This window comes from Mesorhizobium sp. WSM3864, from assembly GCF_002294955.1.
Classification (GTDB): domain Bacteria; phylum Pseudomonadota; class Alphaproteobacteria; order Rhizobiales; family Rhizobiaceae; genus Mesorhizobium.
The window spans coordinates 521566-541537 of record NZ_NSGD01000001.1; the positions used below are offsets into that span (position 1 = coordinate 521566).

General features: G+C 63.9%; 17 protein-coding genes. 9 read left to right on the top strand and 8 right to left on the bottom strand.

Features of this window, described 5'->3' with window-relative positions:
* The first annotated feature begins 25 nt into the window (after nucleotides 1-25).
* On the top strand, nucleotides 26-1294 hold the full coding sequence (locus CK215_RS02570; protein ID WP_095830172.1) for a cysteine desulfurase-like protein: 1269 nt from the start codon (nucleotides 26-28) through the stop codon (nucleotides 1292-1294).
* 1 nt (nucleotide 1295) lies between these two features.
* Here the strand turns inward: CK215_RS02570 and CK215_RS02575 are convergent, their stop codons facing one another.
* The 4 genes from CK215_RS02575 to CK215_RS02595 all read right to left on the bottom strand — a co-directional run bounded on the left by CK215_RS02575 (nucleotide 1296) and on the right by CK215_RS02595 (nucleotide 6067).
* Complete coding sequence (locus CK215_RS02575) at nucleotides 1296-2324, bottom strand: histone deacetylase family protein (RefSeq protein WP_095829982.1); 1029 nt, start codon at nucleotides 2322-2324, stop codon at nucleotides 1296-1298.
* Entirely contained in the window at nucleotides 2321-2818 is a 498-nt protein-coding gene (locus tag CK215_RS02580; protein ID WP_066995212.1) for a GNAT family N-acetyltransferase, read from the bottom strand. Before CK215_RS02580 ends, CK215_RS02575 begins: the two co-directional genes overlap by 4 nt.
* Nucleotides 2819-3042: 224 nt before the next feature.
* Nucleotides 3043-4425, bottom strand: coding sequence for an aspartate aminotransferase family protein (locus CK215_RS02590; protein WP_095829983.1), 1383 nt, complete (start codon nucleotides 4423-4425; stop codon nucleotides 3043-3045).
* Nucleotide 4426: 1 nt separating this feature from the next.
* Complete coding sequence (locus tag CK215_RS02595) at nucleotides 4427-6067, bottom strand: N,N-dimethylformamidase beta subunit family domain-containing protein (protein WP_095829984.1); 1641 nt, start codon at nucleotides 6065-6067, stop codon at nucleotides 4427-4429.
* A 144-nt stretch (nucleotides 6068-6211) separates the two neighbouring features.
* On the opposite strand from CK215_RS02595, the gene CK215_RS02600 reads away from it, so the two are divergent.
* The 3 genes from CK215_RS02600 to CK215_RS02610 all read left to right on the top strand — a co-directional run bounded on the left by CK215_RS02600 (nucleotide 6212) and on the right by CK215_RS02610 (nucleotide 7351).
* A complete protein-coding gene (locus tag CK215_RS02600; RefSeq protein WP_066995224.1) occupies nucleotides 6212-6460 on the top strand; it encodes a ParB N-terminal domain-containing protein in 249 nt (82 codons plus the stop codon).
* A 129-nt stretch (nucleotides 6461-6589) separates the two neighbouring features.
* Nucleotides 6590-6985 (top strand): GFA family protein, encoded by a 396-nt coding sequence (locus CK215_RS02605; RefSeq protein WP_095830173.1) that lies wholly within the window; start codon nucleotides 6590-6592, stop codon nucleotides 6983-6985.
* Between the two features lie 153 nt (nucleotides 6986-7138).
* Nucleotides 7139-7351 carry a hypothetical protein gene (locus CK215_RS02610; protein ID WP_067328366.1) on the top strand — a complete coding sequence of 71 codons (213 nt, stop codon included), beginning with the start codon at nucleotides 7139-7141 and terminating at the stop codon, nucleotides 7349-7351.
* 40 nt (nucleotides 7352-7391) lie between these two features.
* Here CK215_RS02610 and CK215_RS02615 read toward each other — a convergent pair whose 3' ends face one another.
* A complete protein-coding gene (locus CK215_RS02615; protein WP_095829985.1) occupies nucleotides 7392-8303 on the bottom strand; it encodes a hypothetical protein in 912 nt (303 codons plus the stop codon).
* Nucleotides 8304-8489: 186 nt separating this feature from the next.
* Here CK215_RS02615 and CK215_RS02620 point away from each other — a divergent pair, with 186 nt between their 5' ends.
* The 4 genes from CK215_RS02620 to CK215_RS02635 all read left to right on the top strand — a co-directional run bounded on the left by CK215_RS02620 (nucleotide 8490) and on the right by CK215_RS02635 (nucleotide 12151).
* The gene (locus CK215_RS02620; RefSeq protein WP_095829986.1) at nucleotides 8490-9362 is read left to right on the top strand and encodes an undecaprenyl-diphosphate phosphatase; all 873 of its coding nucleotides are present in this window, start codon (nucleotides 8490-8492) and stop codon (nucleotides 9360-9362) included.
* Nucleotides 9363-9416: 54 nt separating this feature from the next.
* Nucleotides 9417-10202 carry a phosphodiester glycosidase family protein gene (locus CK215_RS02625; RefSeq protein ID WP_095827824.1) on the top strand — a complete coding sequence of 262 codons (786 nt, stop codon included), beginning with the start codon at nucleotides 9417-9419 and terminating at the stop codon, nucleotides 10200-10202.
* Between the two features lie 186 nt (nucleotides 10203-10388).
* Nucleotides 10389-11528: a GH25 family lysozyme gene (locus CK215_RS02630; RefSeq protein WP_095829987.1), complete on the top strand. Its 1140-nt coding sequence runs from the start codon at nucleotides 10389-10391 to the stop codon at nucleotides 11526-11528.
* A gap of 140 nt (nucleotides 11529-11668) precedes the next feature.
* Entirely contained in the window at nucleotides 11669-12151 is a 483-nt protein-coding gene (locus CK215_RS02635) for a DUF2314 domain-containing protein (protein ID WP_095829988.1), read from the top strand.
* Between the two features lie 201 nt (nucleotides 12152-12352).
* Here the strand turns inward: CK215_RS02635 and CK215_RS02640 are convergent, their stop codons facing one another.
* A complete protein-coding gene (locus tag CK215_RS02640; RefSeq protein ID WP_095829989.1) occupies nucleotides 12353-12724 on the bottom strand; it encodes a VOC family protein in 372 nt (123 codons plus the stop codon).
* A gap of 160 nt (nucleotides 12725-12884) precedes the next feature.
* On the bottom strand, nucleotides 12885-16673 hold the full coding sequence (locus CK215_RS02645; protein WP_095829990.1) for a vitamin B12-dependent ribonucleotide reductase: 3789 nt from the start codon (nucleotides 16671-16673) through the stop codon (nucleotides 12885-12887).
* A gap of 720 nt (nucleotides 16674-17393) precedes the next feature.
* Between CK215_RS02645 and gltX the strand changes: the two genes are divergently transcribed.
* Nucleotides 17394-18767 carry a glutamate--tRNA ligase gene (gene gltX / locus CK215_RS02650; RefSeq protein WP_095829991.1) on the top strand — a complete coding sequence of 458 codons (1374 nt, stop codon included), beginning with the start codon at nucleotides 17394-17396 and terminating at the stop codon, nucleotides 18765-18767.
* Here gltX and CK215_RS02655 read toward each other — a convergent pair.
* On the bottom strand, nucleotides 18685-19893 hold the full coding sequence (locus CK215_RS02655) for a DUF2865 domain-containing protein (protein ID WP_095829992.1): 1209 nt from the start codon (nucleotides 19891-19893) through the stop codon (nucleotides 18685-18687). The genes gltX and CK215_RS02655 overlap by 83 nt on opposite strands.
* Between the last annotated feature and the right edge of the window lie 79 nt (nucleotides 19894-19972).

Here is a 19972-nt window from a genome sequence, read left to right on the forward strand (position 1 = left end):
TGAGAAGGACGGAGGGATGGAGGCGATGGCAGATTTTCCGATCGAGCTCGTGCGCGGACGGTTTCCAGCACTTTCGCTGACGGACAAGGGCCGCCGTCGCATCTATCTCGACAATCCCGCCGGAACCCAGGTGCCGCGGGCGGTGGCGGATGCGGTCTCGCGCTGCCTGCTAACGACAAACGCCAACCTCGGCGGCTTCTTCGAAACGACGCTCGCGGCGCAGCAGGTGGTCGGTGATGCGCATGCGGCGATGGCCGATTTTCTCGGTGCGGCGAGCGTCGAGGAAATCATCATCGGCGCCAACATGACGACGCTGACCTACCACATGTCGCGCACCCTCGGCTGGACGATGAAGCCGAGAGACGAGATCATCCTCACCCGCATGGACCACGAGGGCAATGTCTCGCCCTGGCTGCAGCTTGCAGAGGATCTCGGCCTCGTCGTGCATTTCCTGCCCTTCGACGAGAAGAGCTGGCAGGTCGAGGAAGCGGGGCTGAAGGCGCTGCTTTCGCAAAAGACCCGGCTTGTGGCGCTGAACTATGCCTCGAACCTCACCGGCTCGATCAACCGCGTGAGCGAACTGACTGCAATCGCCAAGCAGGCCGGGGCGCTGGTCTATGTCGACGCGGTGCAATTCGCGCCGCACGGGCTGATCGACCTTCAGGCGCTGGGCTGCGATTTCCTGGTCTGCTCGGCCTATAAATTCTTCGGGCCGCATATGGGTATATTGTGGGGCCGTCGCGACGTCATCGATGCGCTGAAACCCTACAAATGCCGCTGCTCGTCCAACCACCTGCCGGAAAGGTTCGAGCTCGGCACGCCACAGATCGAGCTGATGGCTGGGTTGACCGCAGCGGTCGACTACTTCGCCGATCTCGGCGCCGGAGCCGGCGAGGGCGGTTCGCGGCGGCAGCGGATAGCGAGAGCCTTCGAAGTGTCGATCGCTTACGAGAATACGCTCGCCCGGCAGTTGATCGAGGGCCTGTCGAGCATCGAGGGATTGACCATCCGCGGCATCACCGACCCGGAACGTTTCGGCGATCGCGTGCCGACAATTTCCTTCACGGTAGAGGGCATCGCGCCGGAAACGATCGTGCGACAGATGAATGCCGAGAACATCTTCCTGTGGTCCGGCCACAACTATGCATGGGAGATCGTCCACCAACTCGGCATTCCGCCGGAGCAGGGCGTCGTGCGCATCGGCATCGCGCATTACAACACGACCGCAGAGATCGACGAGACGCTGGAAAGCGTACATCGCGTCATTGCAATGCTGAGGCAGCAGCGCGCCTGAACTATCCGTTCTTCCCGCCAAAGCCGGTCAGGAAAGCGGTGAGGTTGTCGCCGAGCGCATCGCAGAGGTAGCCGCCCTCCTGGATGATGACCGTCGGCAGGCCAAGGCCGGCGATCGCCTCGCCGATGCGCGCGAAGCCGGCCGTCGTCACCGAAAGGCCTCCGAACGGATCGCCTTCGAATGCGTCAAGGCCGAGCGCGACAACCAGCGCTTCCGGCGCGAAGGCGCGGACGCGCCGAAAGGCTGTTTCCAGCCCTTCCAAAAATGCCGCGTCGCCGGATTTGCGCGGCAGTGGCAGGTTGAGGTTGTAGCCGAGGCCCGCTCCTTCGCCGCGCTCGTCGGCATGGCCCCAGAAGAAGGGATAGAAGCGCACCGGATCGGCATGCAGCGAGACGGTCAAAACATCCGGTCGGGCGTAAAAGATTCCCTGCGTGCCGTTGCCGTGATGCAGGTCGACATCGAGTATGGCGACACGTCCCGCGTCCTTTCTCAGCACCTGCGCGGCGACCGCCGAATTGTTGATGAAGCAGAAGCCGCCCGCCACGTCGGCAAAGGCGTGATGGCCGGGCGGGCGGCAGAGAGCGTAGGCCGCCGTCGCGCCGGCCATCACGGCTTCGGCGGTTTCCACCGCGCTCCAGGCGCTCCAGAGCGCACTGTTCCAGGTCTCTACCGAGATCGGGCAGGCGGTGTCGGCCATATGATAGCCGGCCTGGCCGACCGCCGAGGCCGGATAGGAGCCGCCGCGGCCGATTGGATGGATGTTCGGGATGACCTCCGCCGAGGCGCCTTCGATGCGTTGCCAGCGCGCGAAGATGTGCTCGAGAAAGTCGAGATATTCGGGCGTATGCACGGCGGCGATCGGCCCAAGGCCATGGTCCTTCGGCCGCTCGATCGTCACACCGGCCGATCTTGCGCCGGCTAGCAATCTTTCGACCCGTTCCGGCTTTTCCGGATTGGGCTGCGGCGCGCCGCTGGAAAGGAAGGCCCTTGGGTCATGGCGCTTCTGTTCCTCGGCATAGAAGGCTTTCATCGTTCGTCCTCCGGCGCGTCGGCAAAGGCAAAAAAGGCCTCGCCGACAATCTTCTGCACCTGCTCGTAGCTCGACCAGCCGATACCGAGCTTTTCATAGAAGGTCTTGGCGGTCTCGTTATCGGTGTCGACGGAGAGCCTGAGATAGACGCCGCCTGCAGTGCGACACTCCTTGGCCACGCGCCGCAACAGCTTCTCACCGATGCGGCGGCCGCGAAAGCGGTCCTCGACATAGAGGTCCTGCACAAAGACCCCGGGCCGGCCCATCCAGGTCGAAAAGATCGGGAAGTGCAGGCAAAGCCCGGCGAACTCGCCGTCGACCTCGGCGACCAAGGTCGAAAAGGCGGGGTTTGCGCCGAAGCCGTAGCGGCGGAGGTCATCCGGTGTCGAGGTGATGTCCTGATGCGCGCCGATGTGGGTGCCGAGGCGCAGCAAGGCGGCATGGATGGTCTCGGCATCCTCGATTTGGCCGGGGCGGAGGATAACTGTGCTCACGACAAGTACGGCGCCCGGGCACCCCCCTCTGTCCCGCCGGACATCTCCCCCGCAACGAGGGAGATCAGCAGGTGCACCGACCGCGCTGTTCCTGCAACGTCGGCGATTGGCGAAAGCGACAGGGACATCGGATCTCCCCCGTTGCGGGGGAGATGGCCGGCAGGCCAGAGGCGGGTGCGAAGGATCGCGAACATCTCAGGACGTCTCAAAGCGCCATTTCACCCTCAGGCTGCCACCGGCAGGTCGAGTTCCTCCGCCAGCGCCTCGAGCGAGTCGCCGATGATTGCGATCATCTCGCCGATCTGCTCGCGCGTGATGATCATCGGCGGCGCCACCATGAAATTGTCGCCGTCGACGCCCCCCTTGACCTTGCGGCCATAGATGATCAGGCCGCGCGCATAGGCGTGGTCGAGCAGGCGCTGCGTTGCCTTTTTCGCCGGCGCGATCGGCGTCAGCGTCTCCGGATCGGCGACCATCTCGGCGCCGAGCAGCAAGCCCTTGCCGCGCACGTCGGCGATGAAAGGGAAACGCTTCTGCAACGCCTTCAATTCTGCGATCAGCACATCCTCCATGGTGGCGGCGTTGGCGATGAGATCTAGCCGGTCCATTTCGCTCAGCACCGCAAGGCCCGCCGCACAGGCAAGCGGATTGCCGGCATAGGTGTGGCCGTGCTGGAAGCCGCCGGAGGCGAGCAGCGGCTCGACCAGTCGCATGGGAGCAGCCAGCGCGCCGAGCGGCGCATAGCCGGAGCCCAGCCCTTTCGACAGCGCGACGATGTCCGGCTTGCAGTTCCAATGGTCGCCGCCCAAAAATTTGCCGGTGCGGCCGGCACCGCTCATCACCTCGTCATGGATGAGCAGGATGCCGTAGCGGTCGCATATCTCGCGGATGCGCGGATAGTAGCTGTCGGGCGCGACAAGGGCTGCCGTCGCCGCGCCGCCGACGGGTTCCATGATGAAGGCGAGCACGCTTTCCGGGCCCTCGGCCTGTATCTTGTCTTCGAGCATGTCGGCATAGCGGATGCCGCGCTGCTCCATCGAGAGGTTGTCGCGATCGCGCCAGGCGGCCGGCGCCGGCACCGTCGGCATCACCCGCATCAGCGGCGTAAATGTCTCGGCAAGCGCGTCGTCGCCGGTGATGGCGAGCGAACCCAGCGTGCCACCGTGATAGGACGGGAAGCGGGTGATCACCTTCCAGCGCTTCGGCTGACCGGTGGCGACCGCCCATTGCCGGGCGAGTTTGATGCAGGATTCGGTCGCTTCCGAGCCGCCCGAGACGAAGAAGATGCGGTCCATGCCTTCGGGCAGCTTGTGAGACAGTGCCCGCGCCAGTTCTTCCGCCGGTTCGTTCTCGAAATGAAGCCGATAGGCGAAGGTGGTCTTGTCCATCTGCCGCTTCATGGCGTCGAGCACGTTGCGGTTGGAATGGCCGATATTGGCGACCATCGGTCCGCTTGAACCGTCGATGAAGCGGCGGCCGTCCTTGGTCCAGAAATAGATGCCCTCGGCGCGGTCGACGAGTGGCCGGCGCAGGCTGGAGAGATAGAACAAATGCGACGGCGGCCGCGCTTCGGCTTCAGGCGAGGGCTGCACTTCCGGTGTCGGCATATCAGGACTTTCCGAGATAGCGGTCGAGAACATTCTTGGTGACGCGTTCGACCATCGCGTCCTGCCTTAGCAGGCCGGCGACCCATTCGCAGCTTCCGGCGTGGAAGACTTCGCCCTTGCCGCGCGGGAAATTGACGATCATGCCGTTGCCGCGCTTGACCTTGTCGAGATTGGCGTCGCTGGCCTCGCCGAACAAAGTCTCGGCGGTGAAGCGGCCGTCCTCGTCGGTGAGAAACTGGTCTTCGATCGGAATGTCGGCGCTTTCCTCGACCTGGCTCGCCAGGCCGACGGCCAGCACCTGCAAGCCGTCCGGCGCTCCGCTCTCCGCAGTCGGGTAGGGCAGGCCGCCGCGTATCTCGAAATCGAGCCCGTCGACCTCATAGCCATAGACATGGCTGTCGGCGCCAAGCAGGTCGCCATAATAGATGCCGGTGCCGGCGAAGGCCCAGTGCTCGGGGCGGTAAACAGGGAAGCCGCGCACGCCGCGCGGCGCGCAGCCGCCCCAGCCGGCATAGACGCCACGCGTCGCGTTGAGGCCGAAGGTAGCGCTGCCCGGACGCCCGATCTCCGGCGCTTCCCAGGAATTGGTGGCGCGGGTGATGTCGACGCCGCGATAGGCCGGGTCTTCGGCCCGCGCCCGGTATTTGTAGCAAACCTGGCGGCGGCCCTCGTCCTCCAGCCTGGTCTGCCACATGAAATTGCCGGCGAAGCGCGCCGCGTGGCCACCGCGCTCGACATAGGCGTCCACCGCGTCGCGCATCACCCAGGTCCAGTATTCGTCGTGGCCGACGAAGACGACGCAATCATAGCCGTCGAGGATTTCCGGCGAGAAGTGCAGCTCGTGCTGGCTGGCGAGGTCGACCTGATATCCGGCGCGTTCGGCAAAGCGGAAGAAATGGCTGTCGTAGCTTGCCCAGCCGGAAGACGCGTATTTCTTCGAATGTCCCGTGGCAAAGGCCCATTCCATATGCGGATAACGCGGCACGGTCTTCGGCGGCATCGCGACTTCCAGCGGCACGCGCGGTGCATCCTTGGGCAGCACGACGAAGCCGCGGCACCAAGGGCGTTGCGTGGAGACCATCGTCGCATATCGGTCGCGGTTCGGGCCGGTGATGCCCTGATAGTGGTTGGAGCCGCCCCAGGTGTTATAGGCGAGCCAGGTGCCGGTCGCGGCGATCTGCAGCAGGCGACCAGGCTTGCGGCCGGGCAGGGGCGCGACGATGAAGAGGTGGTGGCTCTCGATCGGCGTGCCGTCCGGCCCTTCAGCCGAAAGCCTGACACGGTAAGCTCCCGACGGCCAGTCATCGCCGATGCGGAATTCGAACGAGGCTTCCCAGCCGCAGCCGTCGACCGAACATTGCTCGGGCGTTTCCTGCCAGCGCGCCGACAGTCCCGACCCATCGAAGACCTTGGTTTCATCGCCGCCGTCGCGGACGATGACAATCCTGAATTGCGGGGCCGTCGAGCTGACGAAAAGCGTCACCGTCTCGCCCGGACGATAGGAAAAGCGGTCGCTATAGCACCAGATCTCGCCGCTCGAGCCATCCATGCCGGGCCACTCGTAATAATGCCCGCGCACCGCCTCCCGGCGCTGCTCGGGCGTCAGTCCGAAATCGGGAAAGTCGGCGGGCCGTTGCGTCATGGAAAAACCGAAACCAAGAGGTCGCCATTGAGACCGTAGGGCGGCCAAGCGTCAAATGGAAACGATCGGGCCAGCAGGCGCTTGGCCTTATCCGGCAAACGGCTTATTTGATCTTCAGGCGATGTTTGAACGCCGGGAGCCAAGATGCTGCGCGTGCAAAGGGTCAAGGTCGACGACATCTATGTGCCGATGGCGAGGCGCAAGACGCTGCATCCGGAGACGGTGCGCCATCTTGCCGAGGATATCCTCGAGAACGGCATGAAGATGCCGATCCAGGTGCGCCACGACGGCAAGCGTCATGTCCTGGTCGAAGGGCTGCACCGGCTGGAAGCCGCCAAATGGCTCGGCGAAACCGAGATCGACGCCTACCTCGTCCAGGCGCGGCGCCACTGACGCCATCCTATCTGTTGCCGTGTCAGCCCGGCATCACCGTGAGCGATCGCGTCCTATCAATGCTTTTTAATTGACGCTCCGATGTTCGCCGCTACCGTGCCGGCCTTCCTGTCAATCGGGTACTTGGAAATGGCGAAATACCAGGGCGGATGCCTGTGCGGCGCAGTGCGCTATCGCGCCGAGGCCGAACCAATCAACGAGCGCGTCTGCCATTGCCGGCTGTGCCAGAAGGCGATCGGCGCCGCCTTCAATGCGCGGCTCCTGTTTCGCATCGATGATGTCACGATCGAGGGGCCGGTGGCGACGGTCAATTCCTCGCCGGACCTCAAGCGTGGCTTCTGCCCGGCTTGCGGCACGACGATCTTTTCGCGACGTGACTCCAGGGGCATTCTCGGCGTCACATCCGGCTCGCTCGACGATCCGTCCGCGTTCGAGCCCGACATGCATTTCTGGACCGCTTCGAAGCAGCCTTGGGTGCGGCTGGATGACGGCCTGCCGCAATATGAGGGGGCACCGCCGGCATAGAGTTTTCCGTTCTCCCACAACAATGGGAGAAGGAAGAATGCCTGCACAAAAATTTCATCTTCGATTCACGAGATAGCCGGCAAAGCGTCATTGGCGGGCCATCATTGGCTGCCTATCTAAGCGCCACGCGGGAAGGCATCGAGGAGGCGACGGATGAGCGAGAGCAGCAACCCCCTGGACGAGCTTTTGAACGACCCGATGATCCAACTCGTGATGGAGCGAGACCGCGTGCGCCCGGCCGAGCTTCGCCTGCTCTTGGAAAAGGCTCGCGACAGGGCTGCCGACGATTCCCGCTTCGACCAGCCCGTGCTGCCGCCGGCGCATATCGTGGCCAGAAGCTGCCTGAAGCAATGGCTGTACCGCTAAAGCGCATCGCACCGAACTGACGCGCTTTAGGTCTTTCCGATCAGCTCGAATGCGCCGGCAAATAGCTGTAATGACTGCGGAGATAGGCGATTTTGTAGCCGAGCCGGGCGTAGTTGCGGTAGGCCGGACCGTCGCGTTCGGGGCGCGGCGCCTCGATGTCGGCGACGAACAGTCTTGCGCCGGCGGCTATGCCGTCGCGGACCAGCCTTTCGCCAAGCATGGCGTCGAGGTCGAAGCTCGGCGCCATGATGCCAGGCACCGGGGCGTCGATCCCGCTCCAGGCGGCGCCATCCGAGATGAACATTGAACGCACGGCAGCCACGGCGCCATCGTGTTTCAGCATGTAGTGACGCCAGCCCTCGCGGCCGACCAGGGCCATGAGCCAGGGCGAGGTGGGCAGCCTGTACTTCGCATCGATGAAGGAAGCCCATTCGGGAGCGGTCTTGGACGTAACCTCTTCGACCGACAGATCGTCTGCCGGGAACAGCGGCTCGGCAGGCAGCGGCGTTGCGTCGCGAAGAATTCGTTCCCAGCCACTCTGATGCTGGAGCCCGCGCGCTTCAAGCCAGCAGCGCAGCCGGGAAGGCTCGGTGTGCGGGCTTGTGCAGAACCACGGCCGCAAGATGCCGGCAGCGCGGTAATGCGCCAGCAGCGAATCGAGCTGATCCTCCGTGGCCGGGCCGTCGACGCCGATGTTCTTCACGCAGTTGAAATGGATGAAAGGGATCGTCGCGCAGGTGGTCCAGACGAGGTCGCCGTCGCGGGCGAGCGACAAGCCGTGCCGTGCGGCGAATTCCGTGGGCGCGGCATCGTAGAGATCGAGCCAGGCATTGACCTCTGCGCGCTCGATGGCGCGGCTCAAATCACGCGAGACCTCCTCGATCCCGATTTCCGGATGGTGCGACACCGGCGGGACGACCGGCTGCAGTTCCGAGAGGGCGGCAGTCGACATGCTAGTCCTCCTCCGATCTGCCTTACAGTGTAAGATTAGCGTATGATAATATGGAGGCGCCTGTTGTCAAGCAGGATAAGCGGCACCTTACAAATCCGTGAATTGGCTTCGCTGTACCGTGAGGCTAAGCCTGTCCTTGAGGGGCTTTGCGCATAACAATTCATTTTTCGCCGGGGAAGGACAGGGATGACGGACGTCTGCAGGCAGGGATTGGACACCGGCTTCGTAAGCCTGGGCTACGCCAAGGTGGCGTTTCTCGGCATCGTGCAAGGCATCACCGAACTGCTGCCGATCTCTTCGACGGCGCATATGCGCGTCGTGCCCGCCGTGCTTGGCTGGCAGGACCCGGGCTCGGCCTTTTCTGCGGCTATGCAACTCGCGGCCCTTGCCGCGGTGATCAGCTATTTCTGGAGCGATGTCAGGGAAGTCGCGGTGGGGTCGCTGGCGGCGCTCACGCGCCGCGATTATGCCAACCGCTATTTCCGCCTGGCGATCGGCATCGTGCTTGCCACCGTTCCGATCGTCATCGCCGGCCTTGCGCTATCCAGCGTGCTCAATGCCTGCAACTCGCCGCTGCGCGGGCTGGCCGTGATCGGCTGGGCCTGCATCGCCATGGCCGTGCTGCTTGCGCTGTCGGAAATCTATGCCCGCCACAGGCTGACCCTGGACAAGGTGTCCGTGCTCGACGCCTTGCTCGTCGGCGTGGCCCAGGTCGGCGCGCTCATTCCCGGCGTGTCGCGCTCGGGATCGACGCTGACGGCGGCGCTGGGCCTTGGCTATGCCCGCCCGGAGGCGGCGCGGCTCTCCTTCCTGCTCGGCCTGCCGGCCATCGCGTTGGCCGGCCTGAAGGAGCTTTGGGAACTGCACAAGATTCACCTCGGCGCTTATGGCTGGTCGGTCCTGGCGGTCGGCCTCGTCGTCGCCTCGATTTCCGCCTTCTTCGCCATATGGGGACTGATGCGCGTGCTCGAGCGCTTTTCCGCCTGGCCCTTCGTCATCTATCGCGGCCTGCTCGGCGTCGTGCTGCTGATCGGCGTCGCCGTCGGCTGGCTGAGCTAGAGGCTTTCGCCGAATCCGCTATACCGACACCTGAACCTTGTTTCGGGTGCGCCTATGGACATTGCAACCCTGCTGCAATCGCTGCCTTTGCTGGCAGCGCTGGTGAAATCGGCGGTGCCGGCAGTGGTCGGTGCGGGGCTGGGGCTCAGCCAATGGGTCGCAGCGCTGCCGCCATGCCGCACTCACACCTTCGAGACCGCGACCTATCTCGTCTGCGAGACGGACCCGAAGCATTACTCGATCGAGCTGTTCTGGAAGGATCCCGACGGCAAGCTCTACCAGTCGCTGCACAATCTTCGAAGCGCCCAGCAGGCGGCCGGACGCACCATGCTCTTCGGCATCAATGCCGGCATGTACCATCCCAATCTCGCGCCGGTCGGTCTCTATGTCGAGCGAGGGCAGCAGATCGCGTCGGCGAAGATTGGGGCCGGCTCCGGCAATTTCTCGATGCAGCCCAACGGCATCTTCTATCTTAGCGACCGCAAGGCCGGCGTTCGCGCGACGAAGGATTATTTGAAGCGTTCCCCGAAGGTGGACTATGCCACCCAGTCCGGGCCGATGCTGGTGATCGACGGAAAGCTGCATCCGAAATTCCAGGCCGACAGCCCTTCGCGAAAAATCCGCGATGGCGTCGGCGTGCGTGGCGACGGCGTCGTCGTCTTCGCCATCTCGAACGATGTGGTGACTTTCCACGAATTCGCGCGCCTGTTCCGCGACGAACTCGGCTGTCCCAACGCGCTCTTCCTCGACGGCTCGATCTCCAGCCTCTATGCGCCGGCCATTGGCCGCAACGACGATTTCTGGAATCTCGGGCCGATGATCGGCGTGTTCAGGCGCTGAGCAACCGAGAAGCGGTTTGCGTGGAAACAAAGGCGGAGCTTTTATTGTCGGCTTGCCTGGCGAATCGCCCCGCCGAACCAAAGGTAAATTTTGATTCAAACTTTGTTGGTAATTTCTCATTAGGAATGGGGCTCCCGGCGGCGCTGTTCCGGCCCTCGGTCTGTTTTGTTTTGCGTACAGGTCAAGATGCGGATTTTTGGCGTCGTCAGTTTCGTGCTTGCAGGGCTTTGCCTTGCCGGCTGCTCGTCTACCTCGGGCGTCGATGCCTTGCAGATGCCGTCGAACGAGACGACCAGTTCGGTCGTGCGGCCGAGCGCGCCGGTGACGAAGGCAGTGAAGACCGCCGACGCTGCGATGACGGTGGAGACCGTTTCCATGGCGGGCGCCGCGCGCATCAGGCCGCCGGCGTCGCTCCCTGGCGACCAGAATGCTCGTGTTGACGAGGACAACGCGCGTCCAGGGGATGAGAATTCGCGTCCCTTTGGCTTGGCCGAGGAAGAGACGGTGGCATTCCCGGCGCCGGACCTGCCGGATACGGTCGAGCCCCCGGTCGAGGCCGCAGCACTCGTCTCGCCGCCGAAGCGGCTGTCGCGCGCAGCGCCCGCGATGCTGGCTGGCCCTGTTACCCGCTATGCCTTTCGCGATGCCAAACCGATCAATTTCGGGCGCGCCTCGCCCAGGCACCTTGCCGTCCATGGCGTCGACGTGTCGCGCTGGCAGGGCAATATCAACTGGCAAAAGCTGCGCGCCCAGGGCGCCAACTTCGCCTACATCAAGGCGACCGACGGCGGCGACCATCTCGATCCGATGTTCATGAAGAACTGGCGCGGCGCCGATGCCGCCGGGCTGAAGCGCGGCGCCTATCATTTCTTCTACTGGTGCCGCACCGCCGGCGAGCAGGCCGACTGGTTCATCCGCAACGTGCCGCGGGTCCAAGGCGCGTTGCCGCCGGTCATCGATGTCGAGTGGAACGGCGAGTCCTCCTGCAAGCGCCGGCCTTCGCGCCAGAAGGTGCTGGAGAAGATGCAGGTGTTCATGGACAAGCTGGAGCGCCATTACGGCCAGCGGCCCATCATCTACACGTCGCCGGATTTTTATCGTGACAATCTGCGCGGCGCTTTCCTCGACTATCCGTTCTGGTTGCGCGCGGTGGCCGCCCATCCGTCAAAGGTCTATCCGGGCCGCAACTGGCTGTTCTGGCAATATTCGGGCTCCGGCCTGTCGCATGGCGTCAGCGGCCGCATCGACCTCAATGTCTTCCACGGCGACGAGCGGCAGTGGCGCAGGTGGCTGGGCGGCGGCGAGATGGTGGCCAACGCGAATTGAGGCCGTCTGCTTCACCCCGGCGCCGGGCCGACGATCGACGGCAATTTCACGATTTCGCTAACCATCGACTCACTGTCTCCCTTAGCGGCGCGGCAACGGCCTTCCGGTAACGTGTTCGTGATCGCGTCTTGGAGGGGTCTATGCGCAAACTGATTGTCACTGCCGCTGTGGTGGCCGCCGTCGGCTACGGATTTTTCAATTCGCACCTGCGCAACAAAACGCCCAACGCCAATGTGGTCGCCTATTCAACCACCGACGAGGCGATGCAGGGCGCCAAGGCCAAGGGCCACTCGACGCTACCCCGCTTCCATGAGTTGATGGCCGCCCGCACGCCTGGCACCTATACGGTCAAGTTCCCGCTGACCCAGAACGGCGCCACCGAGCATATCTGGATGCAGCTTGTGGCTTTCAGCGACGGCCGCTTCGTCGGATTGCTGGCCGACAAGCCCGTCAACGGCAACCAGTACAAGATGGGCGACCGCATGACGGTTGCCGAGGCCGATGTCGAAGACTGGATGATCCGCAACGGCAGCGACGTCTATGGTGGCTACACGGTACGCCAGGCGCTGGCCGACATGCCGAAGGAACAGGCCGCGAAATACGGGATCACGTTCAAGGATTGAGTGGTTCCCCTTCTCCCCTTGTGGGAGAAGGTGTCGCCGAAGGCGACGGATGAGGGGTGCTCCAGCTTGACGCAGACCTTCGCCAACGTTGGGCACAGCGACAGGATCGCAGCGTCTCACTCCGCTGGAACACCCCTCATCCGTCTCGGCGCTGCGCGCCAATCCACCTTCTCCCACAAGGGGAGAAGGAGAGGGCGCGCGCTACCCCTCGTTGATCATCGCCTCGATGTTGTAACCGTCGGGATCGAGCACGAAGCAGGCGTAGTAGTTCGCCGCGTAGTCCGGACGCGGCCCGGGCGCGCCATTGTCCGCGGCACCTGCCTCCAGCGCCGCCCGATAGAACGCATCGACCTCCGCCTTGCTCTTCACCCGGAAGGCAACGTGCAGATGGGTGAGCGGCGGCTGCTCGCCGGCGCGCTGGATCTCGAACAGGCAGCCATTGCCGACATCGAAGGCCCAGAACACGCCCTCCTTGCCGAAGGAGAGGCTGTAGCCCAAGGGCGCAAAAGCCTTTTCGTAGAAGAGCTTGCTCTTCTCGAGGTCGCACACTTCGATGGTGATGTGGTCGATCATGGAAGGTCTTGGACAATCAGGCCAGTGCGGCCGGCCACGATGACGCGGCCGGCTTTGATCTATATTGGCGATGGCTGCATTTGGTTGCAACCAGATACCAGCCATCGGCCTTCAGCTTGCGAATAACTTCGCTGACTGTCAGCCTTGGCGGCATCGGGCCTCAGCTGCACCCGCTCGTCGAACCACACGTGTCGCACTTCTCGCAGGTGCCGTTCCGCACCATGGTGAAGTTGTGGCACTCCGAACATTCGTTGCCGGTGTAACCCTGGAGCAAGGACTGCTGGCGACGGGTGGCGGCTAGCTTCTTGGCCTCGGCGGCCTCGTTGGCGGCGGCGTCGGTGAAGAGCGCCTCGGCGCCGCCGGCGGCCTCGGCTTCCTCTTCCACCATCTCCTCGGCCAGTTCCCTGGCGCGCTCCTCATAGTCGCGCTTGTAGGCAAGGGCCTCGTCGCTTGCCGGCTTCAATGCCAGCACGTTGGAGCCGGCAAAGGCGGTGGGCGCTGCGCGGGCAGGGGCGGTCGTCGGGGCTGCGCCGCCAAAGCCCTTGGGGTCCGAACCGGCAGCCGACACCAGCTTCACCGGCGAGGCACCGCGATAGAGGCCCTTGGAGAAGGGTGTCGCCTTGCCTTCGGTGATGCCGCGGCCGAGCGCCGTCTTGTCGAAGTCCGACTGGTCGACATGGGCGAGGTCGTGGCGGCCGAGATAGGACACGGCAAGCTCGCGGAACACGTAGTCGAGGATCGACGTCGCGTTCTTGATCGCGTCATTGCCCTGCACCATGCCGGCCGGCTCGAACTTGGTGAAGGTGAAGGCCTCGACATATTCGTCGAGCGGCACGCCATATTGCAGGCCGAGCGAGATGGCGATGGCGAAGTTGTTCATCATGGCGCGGAAGGCGGCACCTTCCTTGTGCATGTCGATGAAGATCTCGCCGAGGCGGCCGTCGTCGAACTCGCCGGTCCTGAGATACACCTTGTGGCCGCCGACGACCGCCTTCTGGGTGTAGCCTTTGCGACGGTTCGGCAGCTTCTCGCGGTCGCGGTAGAGACGCTCGATGACGCGCTCGACGATCTTTTCCGTCACCTGCACGGCGCGCTGCGCGGCGGGCGCCGCAATCAGCTGCTCGACCGCCTCGTCCTCGTCCTCCTCGCCGTCGGCGAGCAGCGAGGCATTGAGCGGCTGCGACAGCTTCGAGCCGTCGCGATAGAGCGCGTTGGCCTTCAGCGCCAGCTTCCAGGACAGCATGTAGGCGTTCTTGGCGTCCTCGACCGTCGCCTCGTTCGGCATGTTGATGGTCTTGGAAATGGCGCCCGAGATGAAGGGCTGCGCCGCCGCCATCATCAGGATGTGGCTCTGGATCGACAGCGAGCGCTTGCCGATCTTGCCGCAGGGGCTGGCGCAGTCGAACACCGGCAGGTGCTCGGCCTTGAGGAACGGTGCCCCTTCGAGCGTCATCGCACCGCAGACATGGATGTTGGCGGCGTCGATGTCCTTCTTGGAGAAGCCCAGCGCCGGCAGCATCTCGAAGGAGAAGTCGGAAAGCTGCTCGTCGGTGAAGCCGAGCGTCTCTTTCACCCAATCGGCGCCGAGCGTCCACTGGTTGAACACGAACTTGATGTCGAAGGCCGACTTCAGCGCCGCATTCAGCGCCGCGATCTTGTCATCGGTGAAGCCCTTGGCCTTCAGCGAAGACGGGTTGATGCCGGGCGCCTGGTTGAGGTTGCCATGGCCGACGGCATAGGCCTCGATCTCGGCAATCTGGCTTTCGGAGTAGCCGAGCGTGCGCAGCGCTTCCGGCACCGCGCGGTTGATGATCTTGAAGTAGCCGCCGCCGGCGAGCTTCTTGAACTTCACCAGCGCGAAGTCGGGCTCGATGCCGGTGGTGTCGCAGTCCATGACCAGGCCGATCGTGCCGGTCGGCGCGATGACGGTCGCCTGCGCGTTGCGGTAGCCATGCTCCTCGCCGAGCTCGATGGCGCGATCCCAGGCGGCGCGGGCATGCTCGGCCAGCGCCTGCTGCTTCAGGTCGGAGGCGACCAGCGGCACCGGATTGACGGCGAGCTTCTCGTAGCCGTCCTTGTCGCCATAGGCGGCACGGCGGTGGTTGCGCATGACACGCAGCATGTTCTGTGCGTTGCGGTCATAGTCCGGGAAGGCACCGAGCTCGGAAGCCATTTCGGCCGAGGTCGCATAGGCGATGCCGGTCATGATGGCGGTGAGCGCGGCGCAGATCGCGCGGCCCGCGTCGGAGTCGTAGGGAATGCCGGACGTCATCAACAGGCCGCCGATATTGGCGTAGCCGAGGCCGAGCGTGCGGTAGTCGTAGGAGAGCTTGGCGATCTCCTTGGACGGGAACTGCGCCATCATCACCGAGATCTCGAGCACGACGGTCCACAGCCGAACGGTGTGCTCGTAAGCGGCGATGTCGATCGTGCCGTCTTCCTTGCGGTAGGGCAGGAGGTTGATCGAGGCGAGATTGCAGGCCGTGTCGTCGAGGAACATATATTCCGAGCACGGGTTGGAGGCCCGGATCGCACCGGCGGAGGCGCAGGTGTGCCAGTCGTTCATGGTCGTGTTGAAATGCAGGCCGGGATCGGCGGACGCCCAGGCGGCATAACCGATCTTTTCCCACAGATCCCGCGCCTTCAGCGTCTTCAGCACCTTGCCGTCCTTGCGGGCCGTGAGCTGCCAGTCGCCGTCGGCCTCGACGGCGCGCAGGAAGTTGTCCTTCAGCGACACCGAGTTGTTGGAGTTCTGGCCGGAAACGGTGAGATAGGCGTCAGAGTCCCAGTCGGTGTCGTAGGTCTTGAACGACATCGAGGTGTAGCCCTGGCGGGCGAACTGGATGACGCGATAGATGTAGTTCTCCGGCACAGCGTCCTTCTTGGCCGCCTTGATCTCGCGCTTCAGCGCGGTGTTGAGGGCCGGGTCGAAGCAGTCGTCGCCATTGCCTTCGCAATTGACGCAGGCCTTCATGATCGCTTCGAGGTGCTTCTTGACGATCTTCGAGCCGGTCACCAGCGAGGCGACCTTCTGCTCCTCATTGACCTTCCAGTCGATGAAGTCCTCGATGTCGGGATGGTCGGCGTCGACGATGACCATCTTGGCGGCGCGGCGCGTCGTGCCGCCCGACTTGATGGCGCCCGCCGCGCGATCGCCGATCTTGAGGAAGCTCATCAGGCCGGACGAGCGGCCGCCGCCGGACAGCTTCTCGCCTTCGCCGCGCAGCATCGAGAAGTTCGAGCCGGTGCCGGAGCCGTATTTGAACAGGCGCGCCTCACGCACCCACAGGTCCATGATGCCGCCCTCGTTGACGAGGTCGTCCTGAACGCTCTGGATGAAGCAGGCATGCGGCTGCGGATGCTCGTAAGCCGACTTCGACTTGGTCAGCTTGCCGGTGAAGGGGTCGACATAGAAGTGACCCTGGCTCGGCCCGTCGATGCCATAGGCCCAGTGCAGGCCGGTGTTGAACCATTGCGGCGAGTTCGGTGCCACGCGCTGAGTGGCCAGCATATAGGCAAGCTCGTCGCGGAAAGCGCGGGCATCTTCTTCCGACTTGAAGTAACCGCCCTTCCAGCCCCAATAGGTCCAGGTGCCGGACAGCCGGTCGAAGACCTGGCGGGCATCGGTTTCCGAACCATAGCGCTCGGCCTCAGGGAGCTTGGCGAGTTCGGCCTCGTCGGCAACCGAACGCCACAGGAAGGAGGGGACGTCGTTCTCCTCGACCTTCTTCAGGCGCGCCGGGACGCCGGCCTTGCGGAAATATTTTTGGGCCAGGATGTCGGCCGCGACCTGGCTGAACTGCGCCGGCACATCGATGTTATCGAGGCGGAACACCACCGAGCCGTCGGGATTCTTGATCTCCGACAGGGCCTTGCGGAATTCGATCTCCGCGTAAGCTGCCCCTTCTTGACCTTGGTCTGGCTTGGTGAAGCGACGCTCGATGCGCATTGGTCCGGTCCCTTTTGTCTACATATAGCGCTTTTCCCTAGGGATTGCTGCCCCGCCAGGCGAAAAGCACGGTCCGCCGTTTGCCGGCATCGCAGGCGACGCCGGCATTCTCCTCGTCGCGGGCAGCACCGTGCAGACAAGCAAACGCCCTTCCAGGCGCTCACCAGGCTGCAGGCCGACCCGCGGGTCCCTCAAAACTGAAACTTTTGTCGATTCCCTCGGAAGAGGGAGGTTCACACTATCTAGGGTCGAGCCTGCCTGCAAACACTAAATATAGTGTTAACAGATCATTTTTTCCAGCCCGACAATTCTCCCTTTCGCCCACCCAAGCCCCATCATTCCCAATGCTTCCGCCGGCCTCGTGAACGGGCGGAAATGTGGGCAAAACGCACAAAATCCGGGAAAAAGACCGGCCCCTGAACTCTCCGGTCACGCCCGCAACAGGAGCGCATGGCCTATAAAAAGCGACTCGTTCTGACCCGTCAAGGATTCGTTTTTGTAGGTTTTGTGACCCCAATATGTTGTGTGTCACATATGTGGATAACGGGGACAGAAAGGCGCATCGAAAAGCCTTTATTTGACGGTCCTTGCGGACGGTTCGTCGGGTTGCCCGGGGCCGGGCCCGACGGGTGGCTTTTCATTTTAGCTGGCTTGGACTATCTGTTGCCCTGCGCGGGGGCGTGTCTTGTCAAGCCTGGAAGCATTCGCTACGCCCCGCTCATGACAGTTACCGTTCGTTTCGCACCGTCGCCGACCGGCCGCATCCACATCGGCAATGCCCGCACCGCGCTGTTCAACTGGCTTTTCGCCATGAACAACAGGGGCCGCTACATCCAGCGCTTCGACGATACAGACGTTGCCCGTTCGACGCAGGAATTCGCCGATGCAATTCTCTATGACCTGCATTGGCTCGGCATTTTTCCCGACGTTACCGAATACCAGTCGCGTCGCTTTGAAGTCTATGACGCCGCGGTGGAGCGGCTGAAGGCGGCGCGCGTGCTTTATGCCTGCTACGAAACGCCGGAGGAGCTCGACCTGCGCCGCAAGGTGCGCCGCACGCGCGGCCTGCCGCCGGTCTATGGCCGCGAGGCATTGACGCTGACGCCGGAGCAGGTGGCCGAATACGAGTCCGACGGGCGCCGGCCGCACTGGCGCTTTCTTTTGCCGAACTTCACCGGCGACCCGCTGCAGCCCGAGCGGACCGAGGTGCACTGGGACGACCTTGTGCGCGGCGAGGAGACCGTCGATCTCGCCTCACTGTCGGACCCGGTCCTGGTTCGTGAGGACGGCACTTATCTCTACACGCTGCCTTCGGTGGTCGACGACATCGAGATGGGCGTCACCCATGTCATACGCGGCGACGACCACGTAACCAACACCGGCGTGCAGATCGCCTTGTTCCAGGCGCTGGGCGCTGAGCCGCCGGTGTTCGGGCACCACAATCTCTTGACCACCGTGTCGGGTGAGGGGCTGTCGAAGCGCACCGGCGCGCTGTCGATAGAAAGCCTGCGCGAGGACGGCATCGAGCCGATGGCTGTCGCCTCGCTTGCCGTGCTCGTTGGCACATCGGAAAATGTCACGGCAGCGCACGATCTCAACCAGCTCGCCAGCCATTTCGACCCGGCCGCGACATCCAAGTCTGCCGCCAAGTTCGATCCCGACGAGCTTTTCGTGCTCAATCGCACGCTGATGCACCAAATGCCGTTCGAGGAGGCGCGCGACCGGCTGATTGTGCTTGGCATTTCCGGCGACAGGGCCGAGCCCTTCTGGCTCGCCGTGCGCGGCAATATCGACCGTTTGTCCGACGCTGTCGCCTGGTGGCGAATCCTGAGCGACGGGCCGCAGGAGCCGGCGGAATTTTCCGGCGAGGACCGTGACTTCCTCCACCAGGCGTTCGACCTGTTGCCGGAAGAGCCTTGGAACGGCACGGTCTGGAAGGATTGGACCGGCAAGATCAGGGAAGCGACGGGCCGCAAGGGCAAGCCACTGTTCATGCCGCTGCGGCTTGCCCTTACCGGGCGGTCTTCGGGGCCGGAGCTTGCAGATCTATTGCCGCTGATGGGTCGGGAAGGAACGCTGGCCCGACGACCCTGACCTTGCGCTGTTCCGGCGGCAGGGCCGAAACCGGTGACGCCGGCACCTTGGCGGTCAGCTGCTTGATAGCCGCGCGGTCGAGCCCGCCTGCAGCGTTGGCGAGCGTTTCGGGATCGGCGCCAGCATCGAGCTTGGCCGCCGGCGCCGGCACGAGGGTCGTCACCCCGCTGTCCGGCTGCGGCTGCTCCGGATTGGGCGGATTACCGCCTATGATCGAGAAGTTTTCGGCCTGGGCGTTGCAGCCGCATTGCGGCGGCCGCGAGTAGTTGGCCTGCTTGTAGAGATAGGCCGTCGGCAGCTCGCTGTAAGGACGGCCGGTCGCCGAGGATGTCATGTTGCCGGCGTCATCGTCCATGCCGCGCGTGTAGAAGACCTGCATTTCGGTGCCGGGGCAGCTCGATTCGCAATTCTTCTGATCGCGCTCGAAATCGCCAACAGAGGCGGCGTTCGACATCGGGAAGAAATAGCCGTCGCAGGTGCGCACGCAGACGGTGCGGAACTCGCCGTTCATCCTCGGCAGATCCATGCCGTCGGATTGGTTGATCACCCGGCGGATGTTGCGCGCGCTGGGATCGTCTGGCGGAAGCGCTTCAGGCGTGTCGAGCGTAGCGATCTCCTCGTCGCCACGGCCGAAGAGCTGCTCGAACAGATTGCCGCCACCATTGTTGCGGGCGGCCTCCTGGATCGGGGCGCGAGGCGGCTCGACTTCATCATCGCGGCAGCCATTGGCGTCGAGCGCGGCAAGAATGCGGCTGCGGTCGCGCCGCGTGCCGCCGCCGGCCAGCCGCTGGCGCTTGGCCTGCAAGATGTCGAGATTGGCGTTCATACGCTCTATCGAGGCATTGATCGCCGCGCATTGGCCGGCATTGCGCGAAAACAGCGCGAAGCCGCAATTGGCATCACCGGCGCGGCCGCGCGCCTTGGCCAGCTGCTCGCGCTGGCGGGCGATCGCGTCGTCATATTTGCGGATCAGTCCCGGACCGCCGCCACCGCCGCGCGTGGCTGCAAGCTCCGCGTCGAGTTGGCGGCAGGTGCGAGAAGCGGCCTGCGGCTCGGTCACAGCGACAGCCGACGCCGCCAACGCTGCAAGCAGCGCAGCAAGGTGCGTCAGCTTCAACCCCTTCATCCGCCTGGAATCCCGATTGCCGGTGGAAGGCTACCGCGTTCGTGGTTAACTGTTCCTTTGCTTACTACCCAAACACAAT